The organism is Magnetococcales bacterium (genome assembly GCA_015232395.1).
GTDB lineage: Bacteria > Pseudomonadota > Magnetococcia > Magnetococcales > JADFZT01 > JADFZT01.
This window is the reverse complement of the sequence record JADFZT010000072.1, coordinates 1-23716: the sequence shown is the minus strand read 5'-3', so window position 1 is coordinate 23716 and position 23716 is coordinate 1. Positions and strand designations below refer to the sequence as shown.

The window sequence follows — 23716 nt, the reverse complement described above, 5'->3', positions numbered from 1 at the left end:
GTGGGGATAACCTGCACAACATCCCGTTATAAAACGGGATTTTACAAATTTCCGTGTCTACCCGTCAGAAACCCAGGAAAGAGTGGAAGGAGGTCACCGGAGTTACGTCCGAAAACTGAAGAAAACCAAGCCTGCGCATTGGGCTTTGGAGATCGGTTCGGCCGCTTTTTGCTTAACCTGACAGAACCAGGTCAACACATGATGTCTACAAAAGATCCGGACAATCGGGATCATCAGGGCCCTGAATGCTGCTGACGATACAATCCAGATCGAAAATCAGACTATCCTGGGAGGTGATGCCTTCCTCAATTTCAGCCATCAATTCCGCCAGGTTCATCTCTTCCACCAAATCCTCAAATGCCACCAGCTCCTGAAGCTGTCTGGTTTCATCCCGGGTCAGCTCTTTCTCTTCCTCCTGGGCAGCCTTGGCCTCCTCAACCATGGCTTGGTTGGCCTCAATTTCAGCCAGAGTTTCGGCATCCAGCCCCTCCGTGGAAACCGACGCCCCTTCCGCTTCCGCTTCGGCCAGACTGTTGCTGGCAGCATCCATATCTGCCTGAAGGTCCGGGTCCACTGTCGGCATGAGGCCATCGATAATCTCATCCCGAATATAGTTCAGGGCATTCCGGGCGTTTTCAGCCTCTTCCGTATCCGGATCCGGTGCCAGCTGGCCATCGTAGGGGCCTCTGGGCGCTTCATCGATATAGGTATAACTGCTGGCCAGGGAGGCGTCCCCCACGATGACCGTTTCATCCCCCAATTCATAGCTGATCCGATCCCGCAGAGAGGGGGAAAGGGCCTCGTCCCGCATCTCCTCATCCAGATCCAAAGCCATGGCGAGTTGGGTGGTTTCAGCGGCGGACAGGCTCAAGCCAGCGGTGACCAACACCGGGGGATCCTCATTATTGTAGACCGCCCCCAGGGGAAGCACTTCCGTGGTCAGATCTTCGACCGCTATCCCCCGGGCAGTCAAACCATCGGTGAGGGTGGTTTCCAGATCCTCAAGGAAGGTTTTATTTTCCACTGCTTCGGCGCGGGATTCGGCAATTTTGACCAAAACATCGGCCATCTCAGCGGCCAGATTGTCGTCGTTTTCCGACTCCATCTCTTCCAGGGAAGCGTTGGCCTCAGCTTCAGCGGCATCCACGGCATCCTGATCGATTTCAGCCAACACCAATCCGCCATAGTCGGTGATGGGCTCAACAGCGTAAGGATAGAGCGCCCCATACTCATCCATGCCCCAAGCCGCATTCATCACCTCTGCCAGCATCGCCACAGAGCCATCGACGGTTTCGCTGGAGGCGACCTTATTGCGATAAGCCGTCACCTGGGAGAGGGTCGAAGCAACCAAATTGGTAACTGCTACCGCCCCACAGGCGATACAAGCGCCCGCCGCAACGCCACAAGCAACCGCACCAGCCGTTCCCGCCGGAAAGTTGGGCGAGCAGATCCCCACGGTGGTCACCTGGGAAGCGGCACAGGTACCGATACCCGCCAGGTCAAAACCGGCATTCAACACATCCCAATAGCCCATCACCAAAGAGATGGTCGCCTGCATGTCATTGGCCTGGGCCCCAGCCGACTCCGACAGCCAATCCTGGGTGAGGGTGGTCATGCCATCGATGGCGGTGATAAAAGCCGAACAGCCCAGATTGACCTGCAATTTATCCAGGGACATCGCCATCATCACATCGTCATAGGTGCCACTGCGCCCCCGCAAGGGGTTGTCAAAACGCGCATCCGTCCCTTCGTTGTAGCCATCAAAAGCCCCATCTGCCCCATTCTGATCCGCATCCAAACGGTTGCCACTCACCAGGATGTAAGCCGGATTTTGCTCCTCAACCAGTTTGGCAGCCTCTTCTCCCTTCTCTTTGGCCATTTGGGTGATAACGGCGGTGGAGTAGGTTGATTCCTCAGTGGCTCTGGCATACTCAGCGTCATAGGCTTCCTGGTAGGCTTCCGCCGCAGCTGTGGGATCCAAATGGGAAAGCGCTGAATCGGAGTCCGCTTCGGCAGCCGCATCCAGGTTGACGCACAGATCGTAGAGATTGATCGCCTCCGAGGTGCTGTCCAACTTATCGACCAGACCATCCTGCTTGTTCAAAAGGCCATGGAGGGAAAACGATTCCGCCAGGTTGCCCGGCAAAATGATATCACCGCCTGGAATGGCTGATTTGATTTCATCGACAACAGTGCCAAAGGTCGAAAGAGTGGAGTTGGTATGAATATCGGAGCTGATGGAGGCAAACGGTTCAAAGCTGTATTGTGCTGCCGCCCCATCCACCGTGGGAAATTCCGGGGTAAAATAGTTGTCAGCTACGGTGAGGTCCGCCTTGTCACTGTCACGGAAAACCCCATAACGCACAGCCACACCCATCCCATCCAGGGTTGGATCAGCCAGACGCAGGGTGCGCCAGGGCACGGTTCCCACCTGTTGACCGGCTGTGCAGTTGCCGCTGGCATCCCCTTCATAGCCGTTGTCGTTCAAATCCGGACAGGGCAGGCGACTATGGGTCGCGGCAAAATCGGTCAGCATGTCGCTGATTCGCGGCAGTAGCTTTTGGGTAAACTCCACCGACTCCCGCTCCTGCTGACCGGGCATCATGTTGATGGATACCGCAATAGCCCCACCCAGGACCAGCAAAGCCCCCATAGCCCCCAGCAGGCCGAACCCCTCCATGCTGTCCGGCCTCCCACAGCTGGAGCCGGATCTTTTCAGGAATGATCGCAGGAGCCTCTTCATGGCGTAGTCTCCGTGCCAAAGTGGGCATTTTCATCGGCCTTGATCGCCCGCGCCTTGGATATTTCCGCACTCGCCTGGGCAGCCTCCTCCAGCTCTTCGGCGGTTGCCTGGTGCTCTTTGGCTATGATCAGGGCAGCTGTTCTCTCCGCCAAGTTGACGAAGCCCAAAATCTGCTGCAAAACAGCTCCCCCAAGCCCCACCACATCCATGGCAATCGCACTGGTTGAGCCACACGGAGAGGCCGGAATGTCACACACCAATTGTGCCCCTGCCACACAGATATCCGCCGCATTGCCGATGGTACCAAGAGCTGCATCGGCAATATCCCAACCGGTCATCTCCACATTCCACTCGCCGTTGCTGGTGGCATATTTGGCCTGCTCCACCCGAAACTCATCCGCCGTGGCAAGCATGGCCAGGGAGTTGGCCGAGGCCATCATCAGGCCACAGGAGAGACGACTGGAAAGATCAAACAGCCCCACAGAGCGCACCACATCATCATAGGTGCGGCTTCTATCCTTACTGGGCTGCTCAAAGTCCACACCGGCTTCATTGCGACCATCAAAAGAGCCGTTTACCGCATCCCCTTCGGCATCAAAGCTATGACCACTCACCAATATGAAGGCGGGATTGACGATGATGCCATCTTCATCCACGGTATGGATCATCGAGCTGTCTTCAGGGCGTTTGATGGCGTTGCGCAGAGCGGTACAAAAATCCAATAGATTGAATTCACTGGCGGTGTAGCCGGGAATCGAGGGAATGAAGCGGTTTTTTTCGGTGGCGTCGGCCAGGTCGGCATCCTCCAGGGTGCTGGAGTGGCTGTAGCGATAGACCCCATAGCGCACCGGGGTTTCGCTGGAGTCTGCCAGGGGCGCGGAAAAACCCAAACTGCGCCAGGGATATTCCCCCACTGACAGATTGTCGCCGCAATCCTCCAGGCCATCTTCATTGCTGCTGTCCGGACAGGGCAGGCGATTGTGGGTGGCTAAAAAGGCCAGAAGCCCCCCTTCGGCCATATCCAGCAGTTGGTCACTGGGGACCGCCGTAGGATGGCCCGCCTGCTCTCCCTCTTTCAGGAGTTGCGGCGCCACCGAGAGCCCCGCCCCCACCAAAATACCCAACACCACCATGGCCACACTCATCTCGATCAAACTGAAACCGAAGATTCGGATATTGGGTGGGCGCCTCATCGCTTGATCCCCTGATCTTTATCCATTTGTGCCGCTTCCTCCCAAATACCCTCCAGGCTTCCCCAGGCTTCATCTTCCGTCTCGATGGCTCCTTCCAGCCCTTCCTCAGCATCAGACAAGCCATCAATCGCCCCTTTCAGCCCATCGGCTGCACCATATATGGCCATACCGGCGTTATAGGCGGCCATGGCCAAGCCGGGTAGATCAGCCGCCACCACGGTGCTGCCTTTCACCATGCCGGCGATGGTCAACGAAGCGTCAAAAACAATCACCGCCACATCGATTGCGGTCATGACCGTGCCATAAATGGCCGTATCCCGGTCATAGGTGGCGACATTCACCCCATGGACGGCATTGTAATAGGAGTTGACCGAAGCGATATATTTGTCGTCCGCCGCAACGGTGGACATGGCCAGGGCCTTCATGGCCATATTGGCTTCGTAGCACCCCTGCTTATAGGCCAACACCCCGAAGGGCATCACCCGGACGATATCGTCGTAGCCCCCCACAATCTGGCCGTTCCCATCGGTACTGGTATCGCTTTTACGTCGATCCGGGGTTTCAAACTGAAGGGCGGGGGTGTTGGCATTTTCGCCATCAAAGTGAGACCCATCCCCATCGGCATCCATCATGCCGCCGCTGGCCAAAACATAGGCCTGGTTGAGGTAGGAGGTATCCCGCTTGATGTGAATATAGTCGCTGGGGTCGTGGGTATAGCTGCCGCTGGATTTGGCCCGCATGGCATTGAAAAGCCCCCGGCAAAAATCCATCCGGTTTTCGTAGCCTACATGATCGGCAATTTCACCGCTGGTATTGGGTTCGGAATCTCTGGTCGCAGAGAGCAACCAAGGGGACATTCGATCACTGATAACCGTGAGGTCGGCATCCACATCGGGATTTCGATAGACGCCATACACCACCGGATTGCCCGCCCCATCCCGAAAAGGCTGGGAGAGCCCGATGTCCAGATAGGGGACGGTGCCCAGAGCGGCGGAGCCATCACAATCTTCATCGCCGTCGTCGTCGGTATCCGGGCAAGGCAGCCGTTCGTGGCGCATGGCATAGCCCAGAATCACATCTTCGGCGCTGCTGATGGTGGCCATGGTCTGTTTGGCCACGCTGCGGTGAGCGACCTGTTCCATGGCGTTGCGACCGGTGCTCATGGATAAGGCGACCCCCGTGATAACACCGATCACCACAATGGACACAGACAACTCGATCAGGCTGAATCCCGCCATGAATCGCTGGATACCGACACGACTCCTCTGACTGACATGGGCTGTTTTCATTGGCAAGACCTTCCCAACAAAGCTATGAAACGAACCAAAACCGCGTATACCCCACCCCTTCTTGATCAAATTTTACCTGAAAACTCCATAATGGACCGACAAGATTTTACCCTGCCCCCCCAGCCCCCTATTCCCCTATACCCCCATGCTCACCTGGGTGATCAGGGAATAGATCGGCAGTAGCAGACCCGCCAGCAGAAAGACAAAAATGCCCCCGACTATAAATATGGCCAAAGGTTGAATCACCTCGCTTAGATTATCGACCAGATTTTGCAGGCGCTCCCGATATTCATCGGAGATATATTGAAGCTGATCGGGCAGTGCGCCGGTCTGTTCCCCGATCTTGATCATTTCCAGTACAAACGGCGGAAACACCCCAGCCTTTAAAAAGCCTTCCGTCAAACTTTGACCCTGCAAAATTCCTTCCCGAACCGTACCGATGTTGCGGGCATAGACTTCGTTGTCCAGTGATTCGGAAAGAATTTTAAGGCAGGTGACGATATCGATACCGGCGGAGATGAGGAGGTTGAAATATTCCGACATGAACGAAAGCGAGGAGGTGCGCACCAGAGTCCGCACCACCGGCAGGCGCAGTTGTAGCTGGTGATAGCGAAAGCGGACGCTTTTGTTCTTTTTGATCAGGGTGATCACCGAACCAAAAAACAGCACCACCCCCAGGATCAACATCAGACCGTGATTTTCCAAAAATTTGGACATCGCCATCAAAAACAGGGTGATAGGGGGCAACTCCACCTGCAATTGATTAAAAATACCCATCAATTTGGGCACCACATAGTATATCCAAAAACCGGCGGTCCCCAGGGTGCTGAGAAACACCAGGGCGGGATAGATCAGCACTTTTTGGGTATTGGCGGCGATGGCACGCACCCGGGCCAGATGGGCTGAGGCGTCCTTCAGGGTGCGATCCAGGGTGCCGGTTTCGTCCCCAACCCGCACCAAAAAGCAGACCGCCTGGGGAAAGACATCCTTGTGGTTTTCAATGGCGTCGGAAAAGCGCGTTCCGGCTTCCAACTCCAGACGAATCTGCTCCACCGTCCGGGACATGCCTGGATTTTCTTCCCGATCCACGCTGACCCGCAAAGCATCCATCAGGGAAATGCCCGCCCGGAGCATAGCTGACATGTTATTGAGAAACATGATCAAATCATCACGCTGCACCTTGCTTTGAAACAGGGGCATCAAGCCACCAACCAGCTGTTCCAGCCAAGGGGAGAGCCGCCGGACCGATATGACGGTGTTGCCCGGCTCTTCCAGATAGCTCTGCACATCCCGGACTTCCGTCAGGGGCAGCTGCAAAAAACCGGATTTACGAGGCCCGTCAGGTTGGACATATCGGTAGTAAAAGATGGCCATAAGACGCTTTCAAAACAGGTTTATACCTGAACACAGCTAAAAAAAATCACCCCAAACAGGGTATCGAACCAAAGAGAACCAAGGGATCGGCCAAGAGGTCAACCAATCGCTCGCCCTTCCCCCTGCCCCAACATGCGAATCAACTCGGCAACGGTCGTGACACCATCCAAAACCTTGCGCACCCCCACGGAAAAGATGGAGTTATAGTCCCCCTGTTTGGCCAGGGCGATGATCCGGTCCATGGTTTCACCCCGGGCCAGGCTTGCGGAAACCTCCGAGCTGACCCGCCAGATTTCATAGATGGGAACGCGGCCAATGTAGCCCGTTTCGTTACAGGATTCACAACCAACACCCCGAAACAGCTCCGTGACCTCTTCCTGCTTGATGATGGCCAAATCCTCAGGGGTGGGGGAATAGCTCTCCTTGCAGTTATCACAAATGCGGCGTACCAGGCGTTGACTCACCACACCCAGGAGGGAATCCGCCAACATGACATGGGACACCCCCAAAGAGAGTAGCCGGGGGATCGAGCCGAAGACATCGTTGGTGTGGAGGGTGGAGAGCACCACATGGCCGGTTTCGGCAGCGATCAGGGCCGTATTGGCGGTATCCTCATCCCGAATTTCCCCCAGCATGATGATATCCGGATCGTGGCGCAAAAAATGGGGGATGGCATTGGCAAAGCCGTAGCCCGATTTGACGTTGACCTCGGTCTGCCTGATCGATGGAATCTGATATTCGATGGGGTTTTCCACGGTCAAAATGTTTTTGCCGATCACATCCTGGGCCTGGATACCTGCATATAGAGTGGTCGTTTTGCCGGAGCCGGTGGGGCCGGTCAGCAGGATGATGCCGAAGGGTTCGTTGAACAGCCTGCGCAGCCGATCCACATCGGTGTTTTCAAAGCCCAACTCCGAAAGCCCCTTCACCCCCAGATCCCGGGCCAAAATACGCATCACGACATTTTCACCATGGGGACAGACCAGGGTGGAGACGCGCACGTCATAGCCCATGTTGAGCACGTCGATGGAAAAGCGCCCATCTTGCGGAATTCTCTGCTCTGCCAGATCCATTTTCGCCCGCATTTTAATGGTGGCGATCATGCGCATCAGCTTGAGGTTGAGAGAAAACATCGGATGCATCATGCCATCGATGCGAAAGGCGACGGCGATGCTCAAAGGGCCGGGGCGAATGTGGACATCCGAGGCCCGATAGCGGATCGCCAGGGTAAACATGTGGGAGAGCAGGGAGTCCAGATTTTGTGCCGAGGCCGGGTTGTTGGTCGCCTGGGCGATCTCCTTTTCGATCAGCGCCTCGATGGGGTTTTCCAAAAAATAGTAATAGTGCTGAATCGCCTGCTGGATTTTACGCCGCTCCCCTTGATGGAGAATCGGCAGCCGGGAGGCCGCACTGTGGCGATGGAGCACCTGCCGGAGGATATCGACGTTGGTGGAGGCGGAGACCACCTCCACATGATCATCGTGAATCTTGATGGGTAAAAAATCGTTCTTCACGCAGAGATTTTTATTGAAGGCCCGCAAGGCTTCGGGCTCAGGCACCACCCGATCCACATCCAGATATTGGATTTTTTCCTGGTCGGCCACCAGTGTCGCCACATCAAACTGGGTGACGAACCCCATGCGTTCCAACACCTCCCCCAGGCGCTCGTTGGTCACCTTCTGCTCCTGAAGGGCATATTTGATGTGCTGGGAGCGAATCAGGCCCCGCTCTTCCAACAGCACGCCCAGTGGCTTTCGTTTCGTACTCATGGTTCAAACCCACTCTCTCTAGGTTCGGTGTTCGGCTTGGCTCAACAAAAACAGGGTGGCATCATCCAAGCGGCCCGTCGCTTCCAGGGCCATGGCCTGTTGAAACCTGGCCAAAGCATGCATCAGACCGATGTTTCCCCATTTTTTGTCCGGCCCTGGATCGTAGCCAAGGCGTTTTAACTTTTGAGCCATTTCAGTGACTTTTTCACCACTGGAAAAAAGGTGCAGATCATCGATGGTAAAATCGGGCTTGGAAAACAGCAGATAATATTCCCCGACCCCTTCCTGGATACGGAGCAGCGAAAAACGCCCGGCGATAAACGCTGGAATAGCCGGCAGCTTGATCAATCTCAAGCCGGATGCCCCTTCAATTTGAGCCCCCAGTTGATCCAGGGTTCCCTCACCGATGGCCTGTTGCAAAGGGGCTGAAAACCGTTCCAGATGATAGGCTTTGGTGAAGATGAAAAACGGATCTTTCGGAGCTGCCACCGAACTCTTGGCTGGTTCTGCCGGTTTTTTGCCTGAATCCATCTCAACATGGGGCTCCCTCTCAGGGGTGGGAGCCACCTTGCTGGTGATCGGAGCCTCTTGGTTGGTACTGAAAGCCACACCAGCGGTGATCGGAGCCACCCCACGATCCCTGGTATCAGGAGCCTGGGCTAAAGCAGGTATTTCACGGCTGCTCTTAAGCCCACTGGAGGGTGACCACCATTCGACCATTTCATTGAGCAGCACAGGCCATCCCTTCTCCAGGGAAAGCCGGTCACCCAGCGGCTTCAGAGAAAGAAAAGCTGGGGATTGAATCAGCAATAATGCCCCCAACACTCCCACAAACACCCACACCATCCAGCTGGAGGAACGACTTTTTGAGCCAATAGTCGGATAAGAGCCCGGGAGAGGATTAAGCTCCTGGTTCAGCTCCCCCACCACCTTGCGAATCAGCCGGGAATCGATTTTAAACCGCCTGAGCGCGATCAGGGCGTAGAGGCAGCGATCCATCAGGCGGCTGACTTTCCTGGGATTGCCCTGGGTCTCTTTAAAAAGAATCCCAAAGGCCCCACGGCTCATGGTCAGCTGTTTTTCGTTGCCAGCCCGTTCCAGTTTATAGTGAACGAACTGGACCAGCTCTTCCCGGGTCAGGGGAATAATGCGCTTGTGCAAGGCCAAACGGCTGTGGAGTTGCCGCATGGCGGGCAGGCGCAGGGTGGTTTCAAGTTCTGTCTGGCCCACCAGAATGATCTGTACCAGCTTGTGGGTCTCTGTCTCCAGATTGGAAATTTGGCGAATCATTTCCAGGCTGTCGAGGGTCAGGTTTTGGGTGTCATCAATCAAGATCACACAGTTGCGCCCAGCACCAAACTCCCGCAGCAAAAAATCGGTCAACTCATCCATCAGGGCGAGGAGGGTCTCCCCTTCCGCCGCCAGGTCAAAATCCCGATTGATCCCCCGCAGCAGATCCACCCCTTGGAGAAAGCTGTTGAGAACCAGGGAGACATGAATATCCTGGGCATAAAAATAGTTGAGCAGAGCCCGGGAAAAGGTGGATTTTCCCAACCCCACCTCCCCGGTGATGGCGATAAATCCCTTGCGCCGATTGACCGCATCCACCACCTCGGCAAAGGAGACCGCCATCCATTCGGTTTTAAACAGATTGGCCGCATCCGGCACCACCGGAAAGGGGGTTCTGGCCAACCCCAAAGCCTCTAAAAAGGTTGCCAGTCCGGGGGTGGAATGGTTCCCTGCCTCAGGCAAAAGCCCTTGCACCTCAGCAGCATCCGTTGCCGGAAGGGTCGCATTCACACCCCTACTCCCTCACCGAAGGGGCATAGCCGAGAATGGCCATTAACGACTGAACCTTGGGGTGCGTCGGATACTGTTCCAGCAATTTTTGCAGGCGCCCCGCAGCGGACTTATTGCGACCGGTACCGATCTCCGCCATCACCATATTGAGATGGGATTCCAGATCCGTGGGGTCGTCGGTCAATATCTCCTGGAGCAGCCCATAGGCCCGGGGATAATCCTTTTGCTGCAAACGCCAATAAGCCTGGGTTTTTTTGACAAAGGGATTGTCCGCCCCCAACAGGGATTGCAGACGCTGAAAACCTTTGGCCACCTCCGCTGCGTCTCCAGCATCCATGGCATCAAACAGCACCTGGGTGAGGGGCCCGATTCCCCGGGTATCAGGGTCCGAACCACTTGATTCGATCACAATCTCCCCCCCTCCCCCCTTCCCCTTCGATGGATCGCTGGTTTCAGCAACCAACAGGGTCTCTGGGGCGTGATTGTGGGGCGTGACTTGTGCAGCTTTGGCCGGGGCTACCTTGGCTTGGGTGAGGGGTGGCTTGGTTTTGGTGCGGCGCGCTGGTGGGGGGCTGAAATGGGCAAACTGCAACTGGCTGATTCCCCCGGTAATGGCTGGTTGCTCCGAAGGGGGAATACGCTTCTCAGCTGTGGCTGGAATGGAGTTGGCTTGGATTGCTGCTGTAGCCGGTATGGGAACCGCCCGTTCCACAATGGCCGCCGGAATAGGGGCTTCCTGCTCCACAATGGCCGCCGGAATAGGGATTGCCCACTCCCCAACCCCCGCTGGAATGACCTGGGGTGGTATCATTTTTGGTTCAGCCGGGAGATAGCTGGGAAAAGATAAGCGTGTTGGTGGGGCAGACGGATCTTTCTCCATCACGCTGATCTGGATCTGATCCGGCTTTGGGAGTATGGCTGTGGAAAAAGAGTCATCCGCAGAAAACCGGCCACTCAAAGCCACCCCAACCCCCACTACGACCAGCAGGCCAAGCTTGACCCACCATTGGGAAAACAGTCCCCTGGAAAACGGTTTGGCAGCCAGCGTGCCACCATCAACAGAAGGTATAAACAGGGAATCGGGCGGATTCAGGGTATCCGTCAACAGCGACTCAGCATCGCTCCCCCCCCCCTTTTTTCCTTGGTGAGGGGCGTTCAGCTCCCACAAAGCCTGGTAAATAATGCTCAAATCACGTTGACCCGAATGATCAGCACCAGCTCCCGCCCCGATTCGCTTTCGGTATCTTTACGAAAGGCCTGACCCAATATGGGCAGATCCCCCAGGATGGGCACCCGCTCGGTAACGTTGGTGCGAATCCGGTGGATCAACCCCCCTAACATCACGGTATCGCCATCCTTCATTTTGAGGGTGGTGGTCAACTCCTTCAGATCCACCTTGGGCAGGGTGAGCTTAAAGTCATTGCCCACATCCACCAACTCCAGGCTGTCGGCATCCACCGAACTTTGAATGGGATGGATGGTGAGGGAGATCTGTTTATCCTGATCGATAAAGGGGACGAGCCCCACCACCAGACCATCGAACACCGTGGAGACCTGGGGCTGCTCATCCGTACCGACGGATTCACCCGTGGTGCTGCTCAAAATTTGCGAGGGCGAGCGGGAGACATAGGAGTTGGTGGTGCCCACACTGATAAAGGCGGGGCGGCCATGCTGGGTGCGGATGAAAGGGTTGGAGAGAATGCGAATCTCGCCATAACTTTTCAGCAGGTTGACTGCCGCATTGACAGTGCCGTTGCCGTAGCCCAGGGTCAGCATGTTTTGGCCGTTGGAAAAAGAGACCGCCGGCACACTCACCCCCCGGGAGGATATTTCCGCCCCGGAGACCGTCGCGGTGATGGCATCCATGGCGATACCGTTGACCGCCATGCCTGCCACCAGGTTTTCACTCAACACCGCCCAGTTGACCCCATATTGATGCCCCTCTGAAAGCTGCACCTCGATGATCTGGGTTTCGATCACGATCTGCCTGCCGAGGGTCTCCTTGAAAATCCGGATCAGTCTAGCCACATTGGCCACCACCGACTGCTTGGCCCGCACAAAAAGCGTCCCGGTCAGGCGATTGAGGTGGTAGGTGGCGGTGTCTTGTCGAATGGCGCTATTGACCAGGGATTGGGCTCCGGCATCGGAGACGGTTTCAGCAGAATCCACATCCCCTCCCTGGTTGTTGGGATCCTTCACACTGCCCACCAGGGTTTGCAGCATCTCTTCCAGCTGATCGTAGGGGTTGTTTTTGATCTGCAACTCCCCGTCGATTTCAAAGCTCCCCGTCAAACCACTGCTTCCCCCCTCCACCTGGGAGCTACCCAGGACATCTCCCCCGGCGGTCATGGTGGTTTTAAATTCGGTTTCCAAAAAGTCCAGATGAAACACCCGCTCTTCCAAGGGCACGATGGTGAGCATGTTGCCATCCATCTGGCCGTGTAGATCGGCGATCTGGAGGATATGGTTCAACACCCGGCTGGCGGGGACTTCCTTGAAGTGGACCGAAATGCGGTTGGACACTTCCGCCACACTGGGATGCATCATCAGATTCAGGTTGGCCTGAGCTGCCAGGGCTTTCAAAATATGCTGGATTTCGCCGTTGGTGACATCCAGGGTGATGAGGGTATGGTCCATGGGGTCGGGAGCTGGACGTACGGGTTCCAGCCTGACCGGTTGGGGCTGGTCTTTCTCCATGCGTTCCCGCATGGCCAGGGTCTCTTCGAACAACTGTTTTGATTCCTGGGCCAAACTGGAGTCGGTCTGGGGCAGCCGGGCAGCCCCTTGACCTGTCCAGTCGTCATACTGATCCTCCTGCTTGGATTGGCTCGCACAGGAGGAGAGCAAAACAGCGACACAGCCAGCCAGGCAAATGGCTCGAAGATTTTTCATAAAACCAGCCCTTCTTGAAGATTAAGCCCGCACAAACGGTCACGGTGCCAAATAACGATACGGGGAGCCTGCTCTCTCATGGCGCGGTCCTTAAAGATGGTGACAGCACCGCAACGGGATTTTAAACCGCAGATTGAGAGCCTGCTCGACCAAGCCCTTACAAAGCCGCCTCAAGCTGAGGGGTTTGGCCGGATTTTAAAGTTTCGATGTGTGTTGTGGCGCGCCGGGCAAGCTCTGGCTGGCAGTGATCCACCACCCCTGACCAGGCTTCGATGGCTGTTTGGCGGGCACGATCTCCTGCCAAAACCCCACGCGCCAGATCGATGGTCCATACCATCGCCCCGGCCCACTTTTGCCCACAGGTTGCCCCAACGGTCAGCCCTTCCCTGTCCCCATCAAAGGTGCCTTCGGGGCACATCTTTTGAGCCACTTCAAAGCCTGAAACCGCCAGCTGATATTTTTCTCCAGCTGACTGCCAGGCCTGCTGTTTGGCAAAGCCCTCCCCCCGTCCCAAGTCCCAATCCGCCCGGTCCAATACCGCCTGACACGAAGAGGATGCGATCTGGTCGAGCATCTGCCCATGGGCAAACTGGCTCTCGCCCCCATCGGCGGAAGCCTGGCAGTAGGAGAGCGCATTGGTGTGAATCCCGGGTAGTTGCAAAAAGGCTGCCGCCGCCCGCTTATGCTCCCCGGCCGCTGCCGCCTGGTGTCCTTCGGTGTTCAATCGATGGGCTCGGTTGGTCCAGGTTTGACATCCCCAACGATTCAGCCGGGAGATGGCGGTGGTTTGCATCTGTTTGAGGGTGGTGGCACCGGGTTGATCCTGACATTGGGCATGGGCTTCACCATAAAGAACCGCCTGACGCTGCAAAATCGGCTCTGCCCGCTCCCACCAGGCATCTTCCATCACGTGGCGCTCAACCATGTCGGCGCTGGGAATGCTCACAGCAGCTGTGGTGGCGTCCCGGCAACGTTTCAGGGCTCTTTCGGGGAGAGCTGCGTCCAGTTTTTGGCTGCTGGATTGGACATTAAACCAAGCCGCCTGGCGAATGCGATCGGACTGACAATAATCCAAGGCCCACTGATTAGCCGCCAGGGCGCTCTGAAAGGCGGGAACAGCCCCCTCCCAATCCCCCTCCCGAGCCATTTGTGAGCCTTGCCGGTAGGAAACATCACCGACGCCATTTTTCACCATGCGTTCCATGCACCACGCCTGGTTACGATTTTCCCGGGCAATGCGGGCGTACCACTCGGCTTTCTCTCCGGGGTCTCCAGCACAGTTTTGGGCAATTCCGTCAAAGTGTTGTGCCAACGCTTCATAAGAGGTGCGTGCTTCGGGCCACTCTCCTGCTTCCATCCGCAGCCGCGCTGTTTTTTCCTTCTGTTTTGACGTGACAAAATATCCCATTTGGCACTGGTTTTCAGCCCGCTTTTGACTGAGTTCATCGGCTTTTTCGTTCAGCTCAGCCTGCAATCCAGAGCGCCAGTGACACGCTTGGGCTGCTGAAATATAGGCGGCGATGGCCTCTTCATAGGCAGCGTCGGCCTCGGCAAAACGATTGCGCTCCAGCAACGCCTCCGCCCGCTCATAAGCCGCTTCAGCAGCGTCAGCCTCGCTTCCACAGCTGGCTTGTGCACTGTCGGGGGAGAGGGCCAATACCACAGCCAGACTACCCGCCAACAGCAGCTTGCCGCCCCACCCTGCCAGGTACCGGGTTTTCTGTTGGTGGGGATTCGGATCGGTTTGTTTAATTCCGGAGTTCATCATACTCATCCTGTTCTGGAAGCCTCTCAGCCCTTTTCCCAAACGACGCACCCATCGGACGCCTCATCCTGATTGACTGGTCTGGCTCTATTGAGCCGATACAGATTCAACCTCGTCACGTTCACTGACACATGGTGGCATACCCGGAGGTTGGTGCCACGCTTCACTCTGGCGTTGTGTAACGGACAGTTGCTGACAGTAGGAATCTTCCATTTTTCCCAGATGTGGGCTGGTGTGGTTGATTCTTTTTAGCCGACGGTAATAGACAAAAAATTTTTCAGCATTTCCCAGTTCCAAATCCTGTATGGCCTTGGTGTAATATCTCAACTCAATCTGCTCCAATCCTGCCCGGGCCTCCAGGTTGTCCGGATCCAGGCGCAGGGCGGTGTGATAACAAGCTAAAGCACTGCTGCCGGGTGCTGGTGAGACCAACAACTGGTCCGCTGCCAAAAAAGATCGGCACTCCGTGAGCAGTTGTGTCAGCAGTGGATTCAGGTTTGAGGCTGGAACCCCATCCCCGGAACCCACCTCCTGGCCCTCTTCCATAGCCAATCCGTGCAACCCGAGTGGCTCCGGAATATATTTATATTCCGAAGCGGAAGGGGGCGTTTCCAGGCTTGCCAGCACGATTTGTTGGATGGCAATGGCAGGTAGCTGTATGGGGGGGGGCTGCTTCGAAACAGAAGCCAGAACCCCCGGCTCACTATCTACCACCACTTCTACCGTTTGACCTGCCTCATCAGCCTCTTCAGCCTTCCCACGGCCCTGCTCCAAAGAATCGGCTTCTTTCAGATCAGCAAGAATCATTCCCTGCAATGAATCACCCTGGGTGGCCAAGCTTGAAACAGCCCGGGAAAATTCCCTTAAAAGAGGGATGGAACGCCCCTCTTCCACAGAAAAAATTTCCCTGACACCCCGATCCTGACGCCCCTCCCCCCAGGAAATTTCCAGCGGGTAGGCCCCTGATTCATCCTGGATGCCAGAGCTCTCCTGACAGAGCAGAGAGACCACTCTGAAGCCAAACCACTCCTTGATTTTATCGACCTCTGGCAGGCTTGGATGGCTCTGTCCATAAGCCAAAAGCGTTTTCAGCCCGGAATGGAGTGGATCAGTGGTGTCGGATGTTTTTTCGGGATCCAGATGTTTTTCAAAAAAGAGAATCTTCTCCGAAAATCGATCTCCGTCACACACTTGGTTGAGCTCTACGATAAAGGATGATTTTGACGCATCCTCATCCGACACTTGTTGGACAGAGGTCACCTGGCCGACTGTGACCGTCGGAAATGTAACCAAAACCAGCCACAAGAGCACACCCACCCTGCAGAAGAGCCCGACTCTCTTTGATGAACGGTCAAACTTGGTATGGTATACCGTCTTTTCCATGCGCTTAAAACGATTCAGCCTCCACCATCCCTCTGGCACTGCCCCATCCCAAGCCCAATCAGAGCAATCACCTCACCAACCCCATCGAATCAAAGGTTTGTTGGATAGGTCTATTTAGTTATTGGACAACTAAAAAATGGCGCGGACAAGCAAGTTTAACTCTCTCCCGAAGGCATCACTCCAAGGAGAAAAAAAGCCTCTACTTTGACTGTTTATGAATACGTGTAACAGCCTGTTTCAAGGTTTACAATCAATCGCTCTTATGTTGATTTTTGCTGTGAAACCGACTCAACTTTTTGACTTTTAGCAAGGCAATGCTTGACAATCAATCGACCGCAGCATATCAATTGTATTTGAATCTGACAAGTAAATGCGTTGACAGGGATGTGATTACCCTGTTGAATACACGACAATTATCTACACTCTGGCTATCGCAAGTATTCATAAAATAAATCCCCCTGATTCAACATGTGCCGTGATTGGTTTTTTTTATAAATCAAAGCACAAACAACAAAAGAAATGATCGTTGGGAAACGATAGCCCCATTGTCCCCTTCAGAAAGATCGTTTTGCTGGAGCTGTGGCAGGACTTGGCGAATACTTTGCGTATCTTCTGACCAAACTGATTTGGTAGCTGGAAAAAACAAGATTCGGTAACTGAAAGAAACAAACTTTGGCAGCCCGTACCTTGCACGATTGCCACCAGGAGAGTCCGTTTGTCGAATAGCCAGAATAGATCCGATGCCGGTTTCAGCCTGATTGAATTGGCCGTGATCCTCGTGGTTCTGGGGGTGATCATGGGCATCGTCTCCGCAGGCAAGGATGTGGTGCGCAGTGCGGAGTTTAAAAAAATCTACGCCCGCCACATCCAGGCTTGGTCCGACGCCTATAGCGATCATATCGACCGCCAAGGCGTGGTGGTGGGTGACGATGCGGATTCCCCCACCCTCAAGGTCAACGGCATCCAGGGAGTCGACCCCCTGCCGGAGTTGTGTGATACCAATGCTGGCGTGGCCGATGAACTGCATGCCTATATGGATGCCGCCGGTATCGAGATGCCCTCCGGGCGAGCTGAGGGGCGGGAAGACCGTTATGTCTATCAGGACACCAACGGCAACCCCCAGGAAGTTCAGATCTGCTTTTTGAACACCGACTGGTCCGATCAGGCGGGGGTCTCCGTGGAGCGCAACGTCATGGTGATCAAAGGCCTGGAGCCCGCTCTGGCCCGCTCGTTGGATACCACCATCGACGGACGCCCCGATGCCCGGTTCGGTCTGTTTCGGCTAGATGAACTAGCGGGAGACCCCTCCACCACCAGTGCGGTCTGGCCTGCAGATAACCGGGACACCTACGGCACGACATCCGGTGGCAATCTGGATGAAGACCAGATTGCTGTCATGACCGCCTATTATCGAATGAGTCAGTGAAACCCTGATTTTTGTCAAACCCTGTTGGGTTCAACATGTCAGCCCCTGCCGGATTCAGCAGGGTTTGCGCCATCACTTTACGAGGAAATGCCATGTTCAACACCCCCTCCCCAGACCAAAAATCCCCTTCGATTCGTTCCACATCAACGGGGACAGAGGCCACTCCCAGCAAGCAACAAGCCGGTTTCACCCTGCTTGAGCTGGCCATGGTGTTGGCGGTCATCGGCCTGATCCTGGGCGGCGTGGCTGTGGGCAAGGATCTACACCGGAACGCGGAATACAAAAAGATCAAGCACAGCTTTATCGACCAGTGGGCTCAGGCTTATAATCAATACTATGAGCGCTATGGGGTGGTGTTGGGCGATAGCCAGACCTCCCCAACCATGGTGGTCAATGCCGCCATTGATACCACCATTCTGGATGGTTTTCTGGATGCGGGCGTCACCAGCTACGATACGGTCACCCCCCCCGGCATGATCTGCCAGGGTACGTTCCAAGGCACCCCCGGCTCGGTCAACCGCCGCACCAACGCCTCCGACGAACTCCACTCCTACTTCGACGCAGCGGGCATCGAAATGGCCCCGGGCCGCTCCGAAGGACGGGAAGATCGGTATATCTATCAGGATACCAACGGCAACCCCCAGGAGATCCAAATCTGCTTCCAGTGGAACCCCCCCAGCACCCGCTCCGGATCGGGTAATGTCATGATCATCACCGGCATCACCCCGGATCTGGCCCGCATGCTGGACACCATGGTGGATGGCAAAGCCGACGCCCGGGAAGGACTCTTTCGCCAGGATATCGCCTCCAACCTGACGGTGGGTGAAGCAGGGACCACCTGGAGTGCTGTCAACGCCACCACCTATAATGAAGTCACCACCGGCGATGCAGCTGACGCCACCCGTACCGACGATGTCGTCTCCGGGGTGGGCACCATGGAACGCCACGATGAAGATCAGGTGATCGTTCTCACCGCCCACTACAAGATGAACCAATAATCTTGGATATTGGGTGGTATCGGGGCTGAAAAAACAACCGCTATATCGGATATGTAGGGAGCTGTAGATCCGACGGATGTGGATGTTGGGTATGGCTGTAGGGTGGTTGTGGGGCTTAAAGGCGCTCTGTTGAAAGTGGGGTATGATTCATGAGAAAGCTGTTTGGAGGCATTCTCTCCTTAACATTGATGGTCTCGGCCATTCTGCTGCCGATATTGGCCTACTATGCCCATGAAGCCCAGGCCAAGGTGGATTATCTGAGCCGACAGCGTCAGCTTTTAAAAACCGACATCAGTCGGCTCAACCCCCGCTATCGGAAGCTGGAGCAGGTGCGCCATTATGTGGATCGCACCACTCTTTTCACCCAACGCGCCCATACAGCCGGGCTCTCTCCGAAAGCCTGGGATCGCCACCGGGTCTCTTTCAAGGATAGAGAGGTGCCCTTTCGGGAATTGGGCTGGCTCTCCGCCAACACCCGGCCCGGAACCAACTACTATTTCATCCCCAAATCCCTGGAGGTCAAAACCCCCAATGCCGACGATTGGAAAACCCGGGAGGTGACCGATCAGGGCATCGAAAATCTGAAACACGTTTTGGTCTCTCTGGAGGGGGAATATTGGGTGCGCGACCCCATGTCTGACGAAACGACCCTCTCCGCCCTCAAAGCCGGGGGGCAGCCATGAAACGCGGCAACGCCCAAATGCTCATCGATCTGGATGAACAGCTTTTCCATCTGCGGGGGCGCAAGCTGATCCCCCTGGAAAAAATCTCCAAGATCAAGCGTCACAAATGGCTGATTACCGATTTTCAGGGGGCCATCCCCCGGGTGATGGTGGCCCAGGCCGGCCGCAACGATGCCGGGCCGGTGCTGGAAAAACAGCTCCGGGAAATTGGCGAGCTGGATAGCCCGGGTGAAATCCTGATTCATGCAGCCAACGAGCGGGACAAACACACCTGGGAGTGTTTTTTTACCGCTGTGAATCAATCCACCTTCGGTGACTATCAATTTAGCGCCAACGAAGATCCCGACCACCACCTGCTCTTCTCTTTTCCTTCGCTGTTGGCCAAAGCCCGGGAGCAAATCAAACCAAAACGCCCAGCCGCCATCCTGATCCACCACGACCGCCATGTGGAACTCCTGGTGGCCGACAATAAACGCCTCTATGAATCCACCCGGGTATCGGTCAGCAACCCCGAAGACCGCGACCGCTTTCCGGATCTCATTCAAACGGTGCTGCTGGCAGCGGAACAGAGCTGTGAAATCAAAATCCGGGAAATCCATTTTCACTACTGGCTGAGCCCCGACCCACAAGAGTTTGGCTGGGTGAAAACATTGGCCGAGGTGATGCAGATCACCAGCCATACAGCCCGCTCAGAACTCCTGAAGCTGAACAAGGAGCGCCGTCATTCCACCCTGCTCCCCCTGCTGAGCGCGCTGAATATTGGCGATGCCGTCTCCAAAAAGAAAGACCGCGCCTTCTTTTTTTTCCACCGTATAGAACCCTGGCTCGCCCTGCCCATGGTAGCGGCAGTCTTGCTGCTGGGATTTTTTACCCTGCAATGGGACCGGGAAGTAAACGCTCTACAGGAAGAAATCTTCGTCCTGCGCCAGCGGATTAACGATGGTCTGGCCAAGGAAACCAAGGGAGAGCTGCACCCGGACTATACCGACACCCAGGCGTTGGTGGAGACCCTGGACCAAGCCCGCCAACAACCCATCCCAGACCTGATTCTGCGGCAAATTTATCAATCAGCCGCCCCCCGGGTCGCCTTTGATCGGGTGAAGCTCGATTATGGTGAGGAGGGGGTCGGGTTGCATCTGAACGGTCGCGTGGACAAGCGTTTTGGCAATGATGTCGAGACCTTCAACGGCTTTGTCGCCAACATGCGCCGCAAGGGCTATTCGGTGGTGGAAAGTACCCTGCAAACCGATATTCACTATCTACTGTTCAACCTGAAACTGGATCGGGCACTCCATGAAAGCCAAAGCTAAAGGCGCGCTCTCCCTGGCGGTTGCTCTCATATCCCTCTCTGCGGCCGGTGTGATCAGCTATCAATCCACCACCACCGGCATCCGCCGGGGCGGATTGGCACCAACCCCCATGCCCACCCTGAAAGTAGACCGCAAGGCGCTGAAAAAAATAGCCCGTCTGGAGCCGGAGCTGGCTGTCATCAGAGACCCCAGCCGCATGACCCAACCCGTTCCTTTTGTCCATCTGGCGACTCTCTTTGGCGCCGACCTCAAGGATCTGGAAGCCCCTCAGCGTAAGCTGACCTCCAAAACCAGGACCAGAACGCCCGCACCGCTCTCCCCCACCCGTTTGAACATCCTGCGGCCACACGCCCCAGCCTCCTTGCCCGCCCCTCCCCCCTCTGTTACCACCCCTGTGGGAGCTGGCCAAGGAAACAGTGGCAACACAGCGGCGCGTGGTGCTGGGGCAGCGAGTGCCAGTGCCAGCCAAATAACCGACAACAGCCAGCCAGCCAACCCCAACTGGCGCTTTCCAGTGTGGCGGGGTCCATCTGCCGATCTGGACAATAAAACCCAAGCCGCTGCTCCCCTCAACACCAGCCTGAGTGCAGCCGTCACCCAAGCAGGGAACCAAACGTCACTCCCCAACAACACCCGGTTGGATGCCCCTTTGGTCGCCAAGGCCACCACCACGCCCACCATGATGGCCCAACCCGCCACCGATACCACCAGAGTCGTCAAACGCTCTGAAGAGCTTTGGCCAAATCTGACGCCCCCTCCCATGCCCCTGCTGCCCAACGATGGCCCCAGCGAGCTTCTTCTGCCCCTCCTTGAGGAAGCCAGTCAGCCCCAGGCACAGACCACCCCGGAGATATCAGAGCCAGAGCCAATTCCCTTTCCACAACACAGCCTCTCCATGACCTTTTTAAGCCCCAATCAGCGCTTGGCGGTGATCGACGGCTATATGTACCACGAAGGGGAAACGCTGCCGAGCGGGGTCCACCTGAGCCAGATTGATCGCAACCAAGCTCTGCTAACCCGTGGAGAGGAGCAACAATCCATCGCCATGGAAACCGGCGTGCTGACTGAAATTCCAGAACATGCCCTGCGGGGCGCACCCACCGGGGATGAGGATGGGAAAGAGCCAGGGGACGAGGCCGGCAAAACGGACCAATCGGCTACCAACGCCCGGACAAAAAGCAGCGCAAGCGCACAAAACCGCCTTCTGAGCCGTATTCAGGCCAAATTCAAAAGTAAGTCCGACGGGGGCTCCACCGAAACCTCGAATCAAAAAAAACCACCCCTCGCCCAGGCGACGACTGGCATAAAGACGGTTAAAAACATCCTGGAAAAGTACCAATAACCAAGCCATGAAAAGCTGTAAACCCAACAGCGCTCCCTCCAGTGGCTCGGCACTGTCCGGCTTTACCATTCTGGAGCTGGCCATTGTGTTGGTGATCATGGGGCTGGTCTACACCATTGGTGCCCCGGTCATGTTGGGCATCACGGATACCGCCAACAAGGTGAAGATCAGCCGAACCATGGCGGATGCCCAGTCAGCCCTGATCAATTTTTCCTCCACCAACTATCGCCTCCCCTGCCCGGCAGATCCCGACACCACCCCAGGCACCAGCGGCTATGGGATGGAAGATTGTACGTTGGATGCGGGTATGATCCCCCATGTGACGTTGGTACTCGATCAGGCCTCCCTCGATACCGCCATGCGCCCCATTCGCTATATCGTCTATCGGGTTGCGGACGCCACGGAGGTGGATGGTACCCAACCCAACGACGCCGACCTGGCTGTGGCTGTAAACCGTCTGGATAATCTGGAGGATGTGAATCAAATAAACATTTGGGACTTGTGCCAGGCGTTGGAAAACAGCGATCCCGCTTATGGAACCGGAGAGGCCTCCATATCGACCCTGCCCTTTTCCACCTCAGCCAACGGCTGCCAAGGTGCTGGATCCTTTACCAACCAGGCTTTCGTGCTGGCCAGCGCCGGTAACCGGGACAGCAGCCGCCCTGCTGACGGATTGGATTTTGATGGTATCAATGTCGCGGAAGGCTCCTGCTTTGCAAGCCCGGAACAGTCTTGGGATATCGTTTATGATGACGTGGTCGCCGCTACCAGCTTTACCACCATCATGGGATTGTTGTGCCAATGAGGGAAGCCCTGTCCCTTCCGTAAACCTCGTATGGCCCAATTTGGGGTGTCAATCCAGGGACCCTGCGCCACATTTCTCTGGACATGAGGACTGATAGACAGGACAATTTGGTCAGGCCGTGAGATCTCCGACTTCTGACATATCCTTTTTCCCGTGAAGTGGGCAGGGGATACCGGAACCTTCACCAAGCCGAGGCTCTTTGACATTCCGAAATCGATAGCGTCTTTTAGGCGGCTTTGCGCAGGTACTCGTGGTGAAGCCCACCCAGGTGGGGGAAGTTGTCAGCAGATTCTTTGGATGCCGTTTTCCAGTGATCCTGATTTCCTTGGAGCCATTTTGGTCACCGTGCGCATCTGGCAGCGAAATTCATTGTGACACGGCGGCCAAATCGTGACCGGAGAATGTTCGGCAATTTCCATGAAAAAGCATAATAATCAATATGATAAGCTTATTTTCGCATTTTCGGTCACCAAAAAAAATCTTAAAAACTTCTCCGTTTGAACCACACAAGAATTTCAGAGATTTTTCCGCTGTGGGTTGCATACAGCTCACCATTTAAAAATGAAGAACCCCGAGTCCTCACGGATTCGGGGTTCTTTGTTGGCATTTTTTCCTTAATAAAATCAACAGTTACGGCGACAGCCAAATTTTCCTCCCTGCTCTTCCCACCTCAATTTTGGGATATTTTTCTCTCTTCTACGCCATGTTCTCTGAAAGCTGTGGACCTCGCCCATTAACCCCACAGCCTGCGGGGTTCGGAGAATCAATGAGTTACAGAAGGTCCACAGGTTGCCATTTCGAAATGAAGCCGGTCCGCATATGCAACTGGAATCGAAATATCAGCCCACAGACTTTTGAAAAAATTTGGTAACTGCTCTCCCCCTATTTGATTTTGCCAGCCAAAGCCATTTGAATGGCGATCAATGGGTTGACTCCCTGTTGAC

Annotated in this window: 16 protein-coding genes; 6 read left to right on the top strand and 10 right to left on the bottom strand. The window is 55.6% G+C overall.

What is annotated here, in order from left to right; genetic code table 11:
• Positions 1-205 precede the first annotated feature (205 nt).
• From HQL52_16310 to HQL52_16265, 10 genes are all read right to left on the bottom strand, one after another.
• Positions 206-2743 (bottom strand): hypothetical protein, encoded by a 2538-nt coding sequence (locus HQL52_16310; GenBank protein MBF0371013.1) that lies wholly within the window; start codon positions 2741-2743, stop codon positions 206-208.
• A complete protein-coding gene (locus tag HQL52_16305) occupies positions 2740-3936 on the bottom strand; it encodes a prepilin-type N-terminal cleavage/methylation domain-containing protein (protein ID MBF0371012.1) in 1197 nt (398 codons plus the stop codon). The genes HQL52_16310 and HQL52_16305 overlap by 4 nt, the downstream gene beginning before the upstream one ends.
• A complete protein-coding gene (locus HQL52_16300) occupies positions 3933-5225 on the bottom strand; it encodes a type II secretion system protein (protein ID MBF0371011.1) in 1293 nt (430 codons plus the stop codon). Before HQL52_16300 ends, HQL52_16305 begins: the two co-directional genes overlap by 4 nt.
• 135 nt (positions 5226-5360) lie before the next feature.
• A complete protein-coding gene (locus HQL52_16295) occupies positions 5361-6599 on the bottom strand; it encodes a type II secretion system F family protein (GenBank protein ID MBF0371010.1) in 1239 nt (412 codons plus the stop codon).
• Positions 6600-6697: 98 nt separating this feature from the next.
• Positions 6698-8368, bottom strand: coding sequence for a Flp pilus assembly complex ATPase component TadA (tadA, locus tag HQL52_16290; GenBank protein ID MBF0371009.1), 1671 nt, complete (start codon positions 8366-8368; stop codon positions 6698-6700).
• 18 nt (positions 8369-8386) lie between these two features.
• The gene (locus tag HQL52_16285; GenBank protein ID MBF0371008.1) at positions 8387-10168 is read right to left on the bottom strand and encodes an AAA family ATPase; all 1782 of its coding nucleotides are present in this window, start codon (positions 10166-10168) and stop codon (positions 8387-8389) included.
• Between the two features lie 4 nt (positions 10169-10172).
• On the bottom strand, positions 10173-11357 hold the full coding sequence (locus HQL52_16280) for a tetratricopeptide repeat protein (GenBank protein MBF0371007.1): 1185 nt from the start codon (positions 11355-11357) through the stop codon (positions 10173-10175).
• Positions 11354-13060, bottom strand: coding sequence for a pilus (MSHA type) biogenesis protein MshL (gene mshL, locus HQL52_16275; protein MBF0371006.1), 1707 nt, complete (start codon positions 13058-13060; stop codon positions 11354-11356). The genes HQL52_16280 and mshL overlap by 4 nt, the downstream gene beginning before the upstream one ends.
• A 157-nt stretch (positions 13061-13217) precedes the next feature.
• Positions 13218-14828, bottom strand: coding sequence for a hypothetical protein (locus HQL52_16270; GenBank protein ID MBF0371005.1), 1611 nt, complete (start codon positions 14826-14828; stop codon positions 13218-13220).
• 84 nt (positions 14829-14912) lie between these two features.
• Positions 14913-16130 carry a hypothetical protein gene (locus HQL52_16265; GenBank protein MBF0371004.1) on the bottom strand — a complete coding sequence of 406 codons (1218 nt, stop codon included), beginning with the start codon at positions 16128-16130 and terminating at the stop codon, positions 14913-14915.
• A 793-nt stretch (positions 16131-16923) separates the two neighbouring features.
• Between HQL52_16265 and HQL52_16260 the strand changes: the two genes are divergently transcribed.
• The 6 genes from HQL52_16260 (at position 16924) to HQL52_16235 (ending at position 22772) form a co-directional block, all read left to right on the top strand.
• A complete protein-coding gene (locus tag HQL52_16260; protein ID MBF0371003.1) occupies positions 16924-17634 on the top strand; it encodes a prepilin-type N-terminal cleavage/methylation domain-containing protein in 711 nt (236 codons plus the stop codon).
• Between the two features lie 92 nt (positions 17635-17726).
• Positions 17727-18632 (top strand): prepilin-type N-terminal cleavage/methylation domain-containing protein, encoded by a 906-nt coding sequence (locus HQL52_16255; GenBank protein ID MBF0371002.1) that lies wholly within the window; start codon positions 17727-17729, stop codon positions 18630-18632.
• Positions 18633-18781: 149 nt separating this feature from the next.
• Positions 18782-19315, top strand: coding sequence for a hypothetical protein (locus HQL52_16250; GenBank protein MBF0371001.1), 534 nt, complete (start codon positions 18782-18784; stop codon positions 19313-19315).
• Positions 19312-20625: a hypothetical protein gene (locus HQL52_16245; GenBank protein MBF0371000.1), complete on the top strand. Its 1314-nt coding sequence runs from the start codon at positions 19312-19314 to the stop codon at positions 20623-20625. The genes HQL52_16250 and HQL52_16245 overlap by 4 nt, the downstream gene beginning before the upstream one ends.
• The gene (locus tag HQL52_16240; protein ID MBF0370999.1) at positions 20609-21967 is read left to right on the top strand and encodes a hypothetical protein; all 1359 of its coding nucleotides are present in this window, start codon (positions 20609-20611) and stop codon (positions 21965-21967) included. The genes HQL52_16245 and HQL52_16240 overlap by 17 nt, the downstream gene beginning before the upstream one ends.
• Positions 21968-21974: 7 nt before the next feature.
• A complete protein-coding gene (locus HQL52_16235) occupies positions 21975-22772 on the top strand; it encodes a type II secretion system protein (protein MBF0370998.1) in 798 nt (265 codons plus the stop codon).
• Positions 22773-23716: the final 944 nt, after the last annotated feature.

Coding starts and splice junctions, on each gene's coding strand:
- HQL52_16240 (MBF0370999.1), top strand. CDS start 20,609: ATGAAAGCCAAAGCTAAAGGCGCGCTCTCCCTGGCGGTTGCTCTCATA.
- HQL52_16300 (MBF0371011.1), bottom strand. CDS start 5,225: ATGAAAACAGCCCATGTCAGTCAGAGGAGTCGTGTCGGTATCCAGCGA.
- tadA (MBF0371009.1), bottom strand. CDS start 8,368: ATGAGTACGAAACGAAAGCCACTGGGCGTGCTGTTGGAAGAGCGGGGC.
- HQL52_16250 (MBF0371001.1), top strand. CDS start 18,782: ATGAGAAAGCTGTTTGGAGGCATTCTCTCCTTAACATTGATGGTCTCG.
- HQL52_16235 (MBF0370998.1), top strand. CDS start 21,975: ATGAAAAGCTGTAAACCCAACAGCGCTCCCTCCAGTGGCTCGGCACTG.
- mshL (MBF0371006.1), bottom strand. CDS start 13,060: ATGAAAAATCTTCGAGCCATTTGCCTGGCTGGCTGTGTCGCTGTTTTG.
- HQL52_16295 (MBF0371010.1), bottom strand. CDS start 6,599: ATGGCCATCTTTTACTACCGATATGTCCAACCTGACGGGCCTCGTAAA.
- HQL52_16245 (MBF0371000.1), top strand. CDS start 19,312: ATGAAACGCGGCAACGCCCAAATGCTCATCGATCTGGATGAACAGCTT.
- HQL52_16305 (MBF0371012.1), bottom strand. CDS start 3,936: ATGAGGCGCCCACCCAATATCCGAATCTTCGGTTTCAGTTTGATCGAG.
- HQL52_16255 (MBF0371002.1), top strand. CDS start 17,727: ATGTTCAACACCCCCTCCCCAGACCAAAAATCCCCTTCGATTCGTTCC.
- HQL52_16310 (MBF0371013.1), bottom strand. CDS start 2,743: ATGAAGAGGCTCCTGCGATCATTCCTGAAAAGATCCGGCTCCAGCTGT.
- HQL52_16270 (MBF0371005.1), bottom strand. CDS start 14,828: ATGATGAACTCCGGAATTAAACAAACCGATCCGAATCCCCACCAACAG.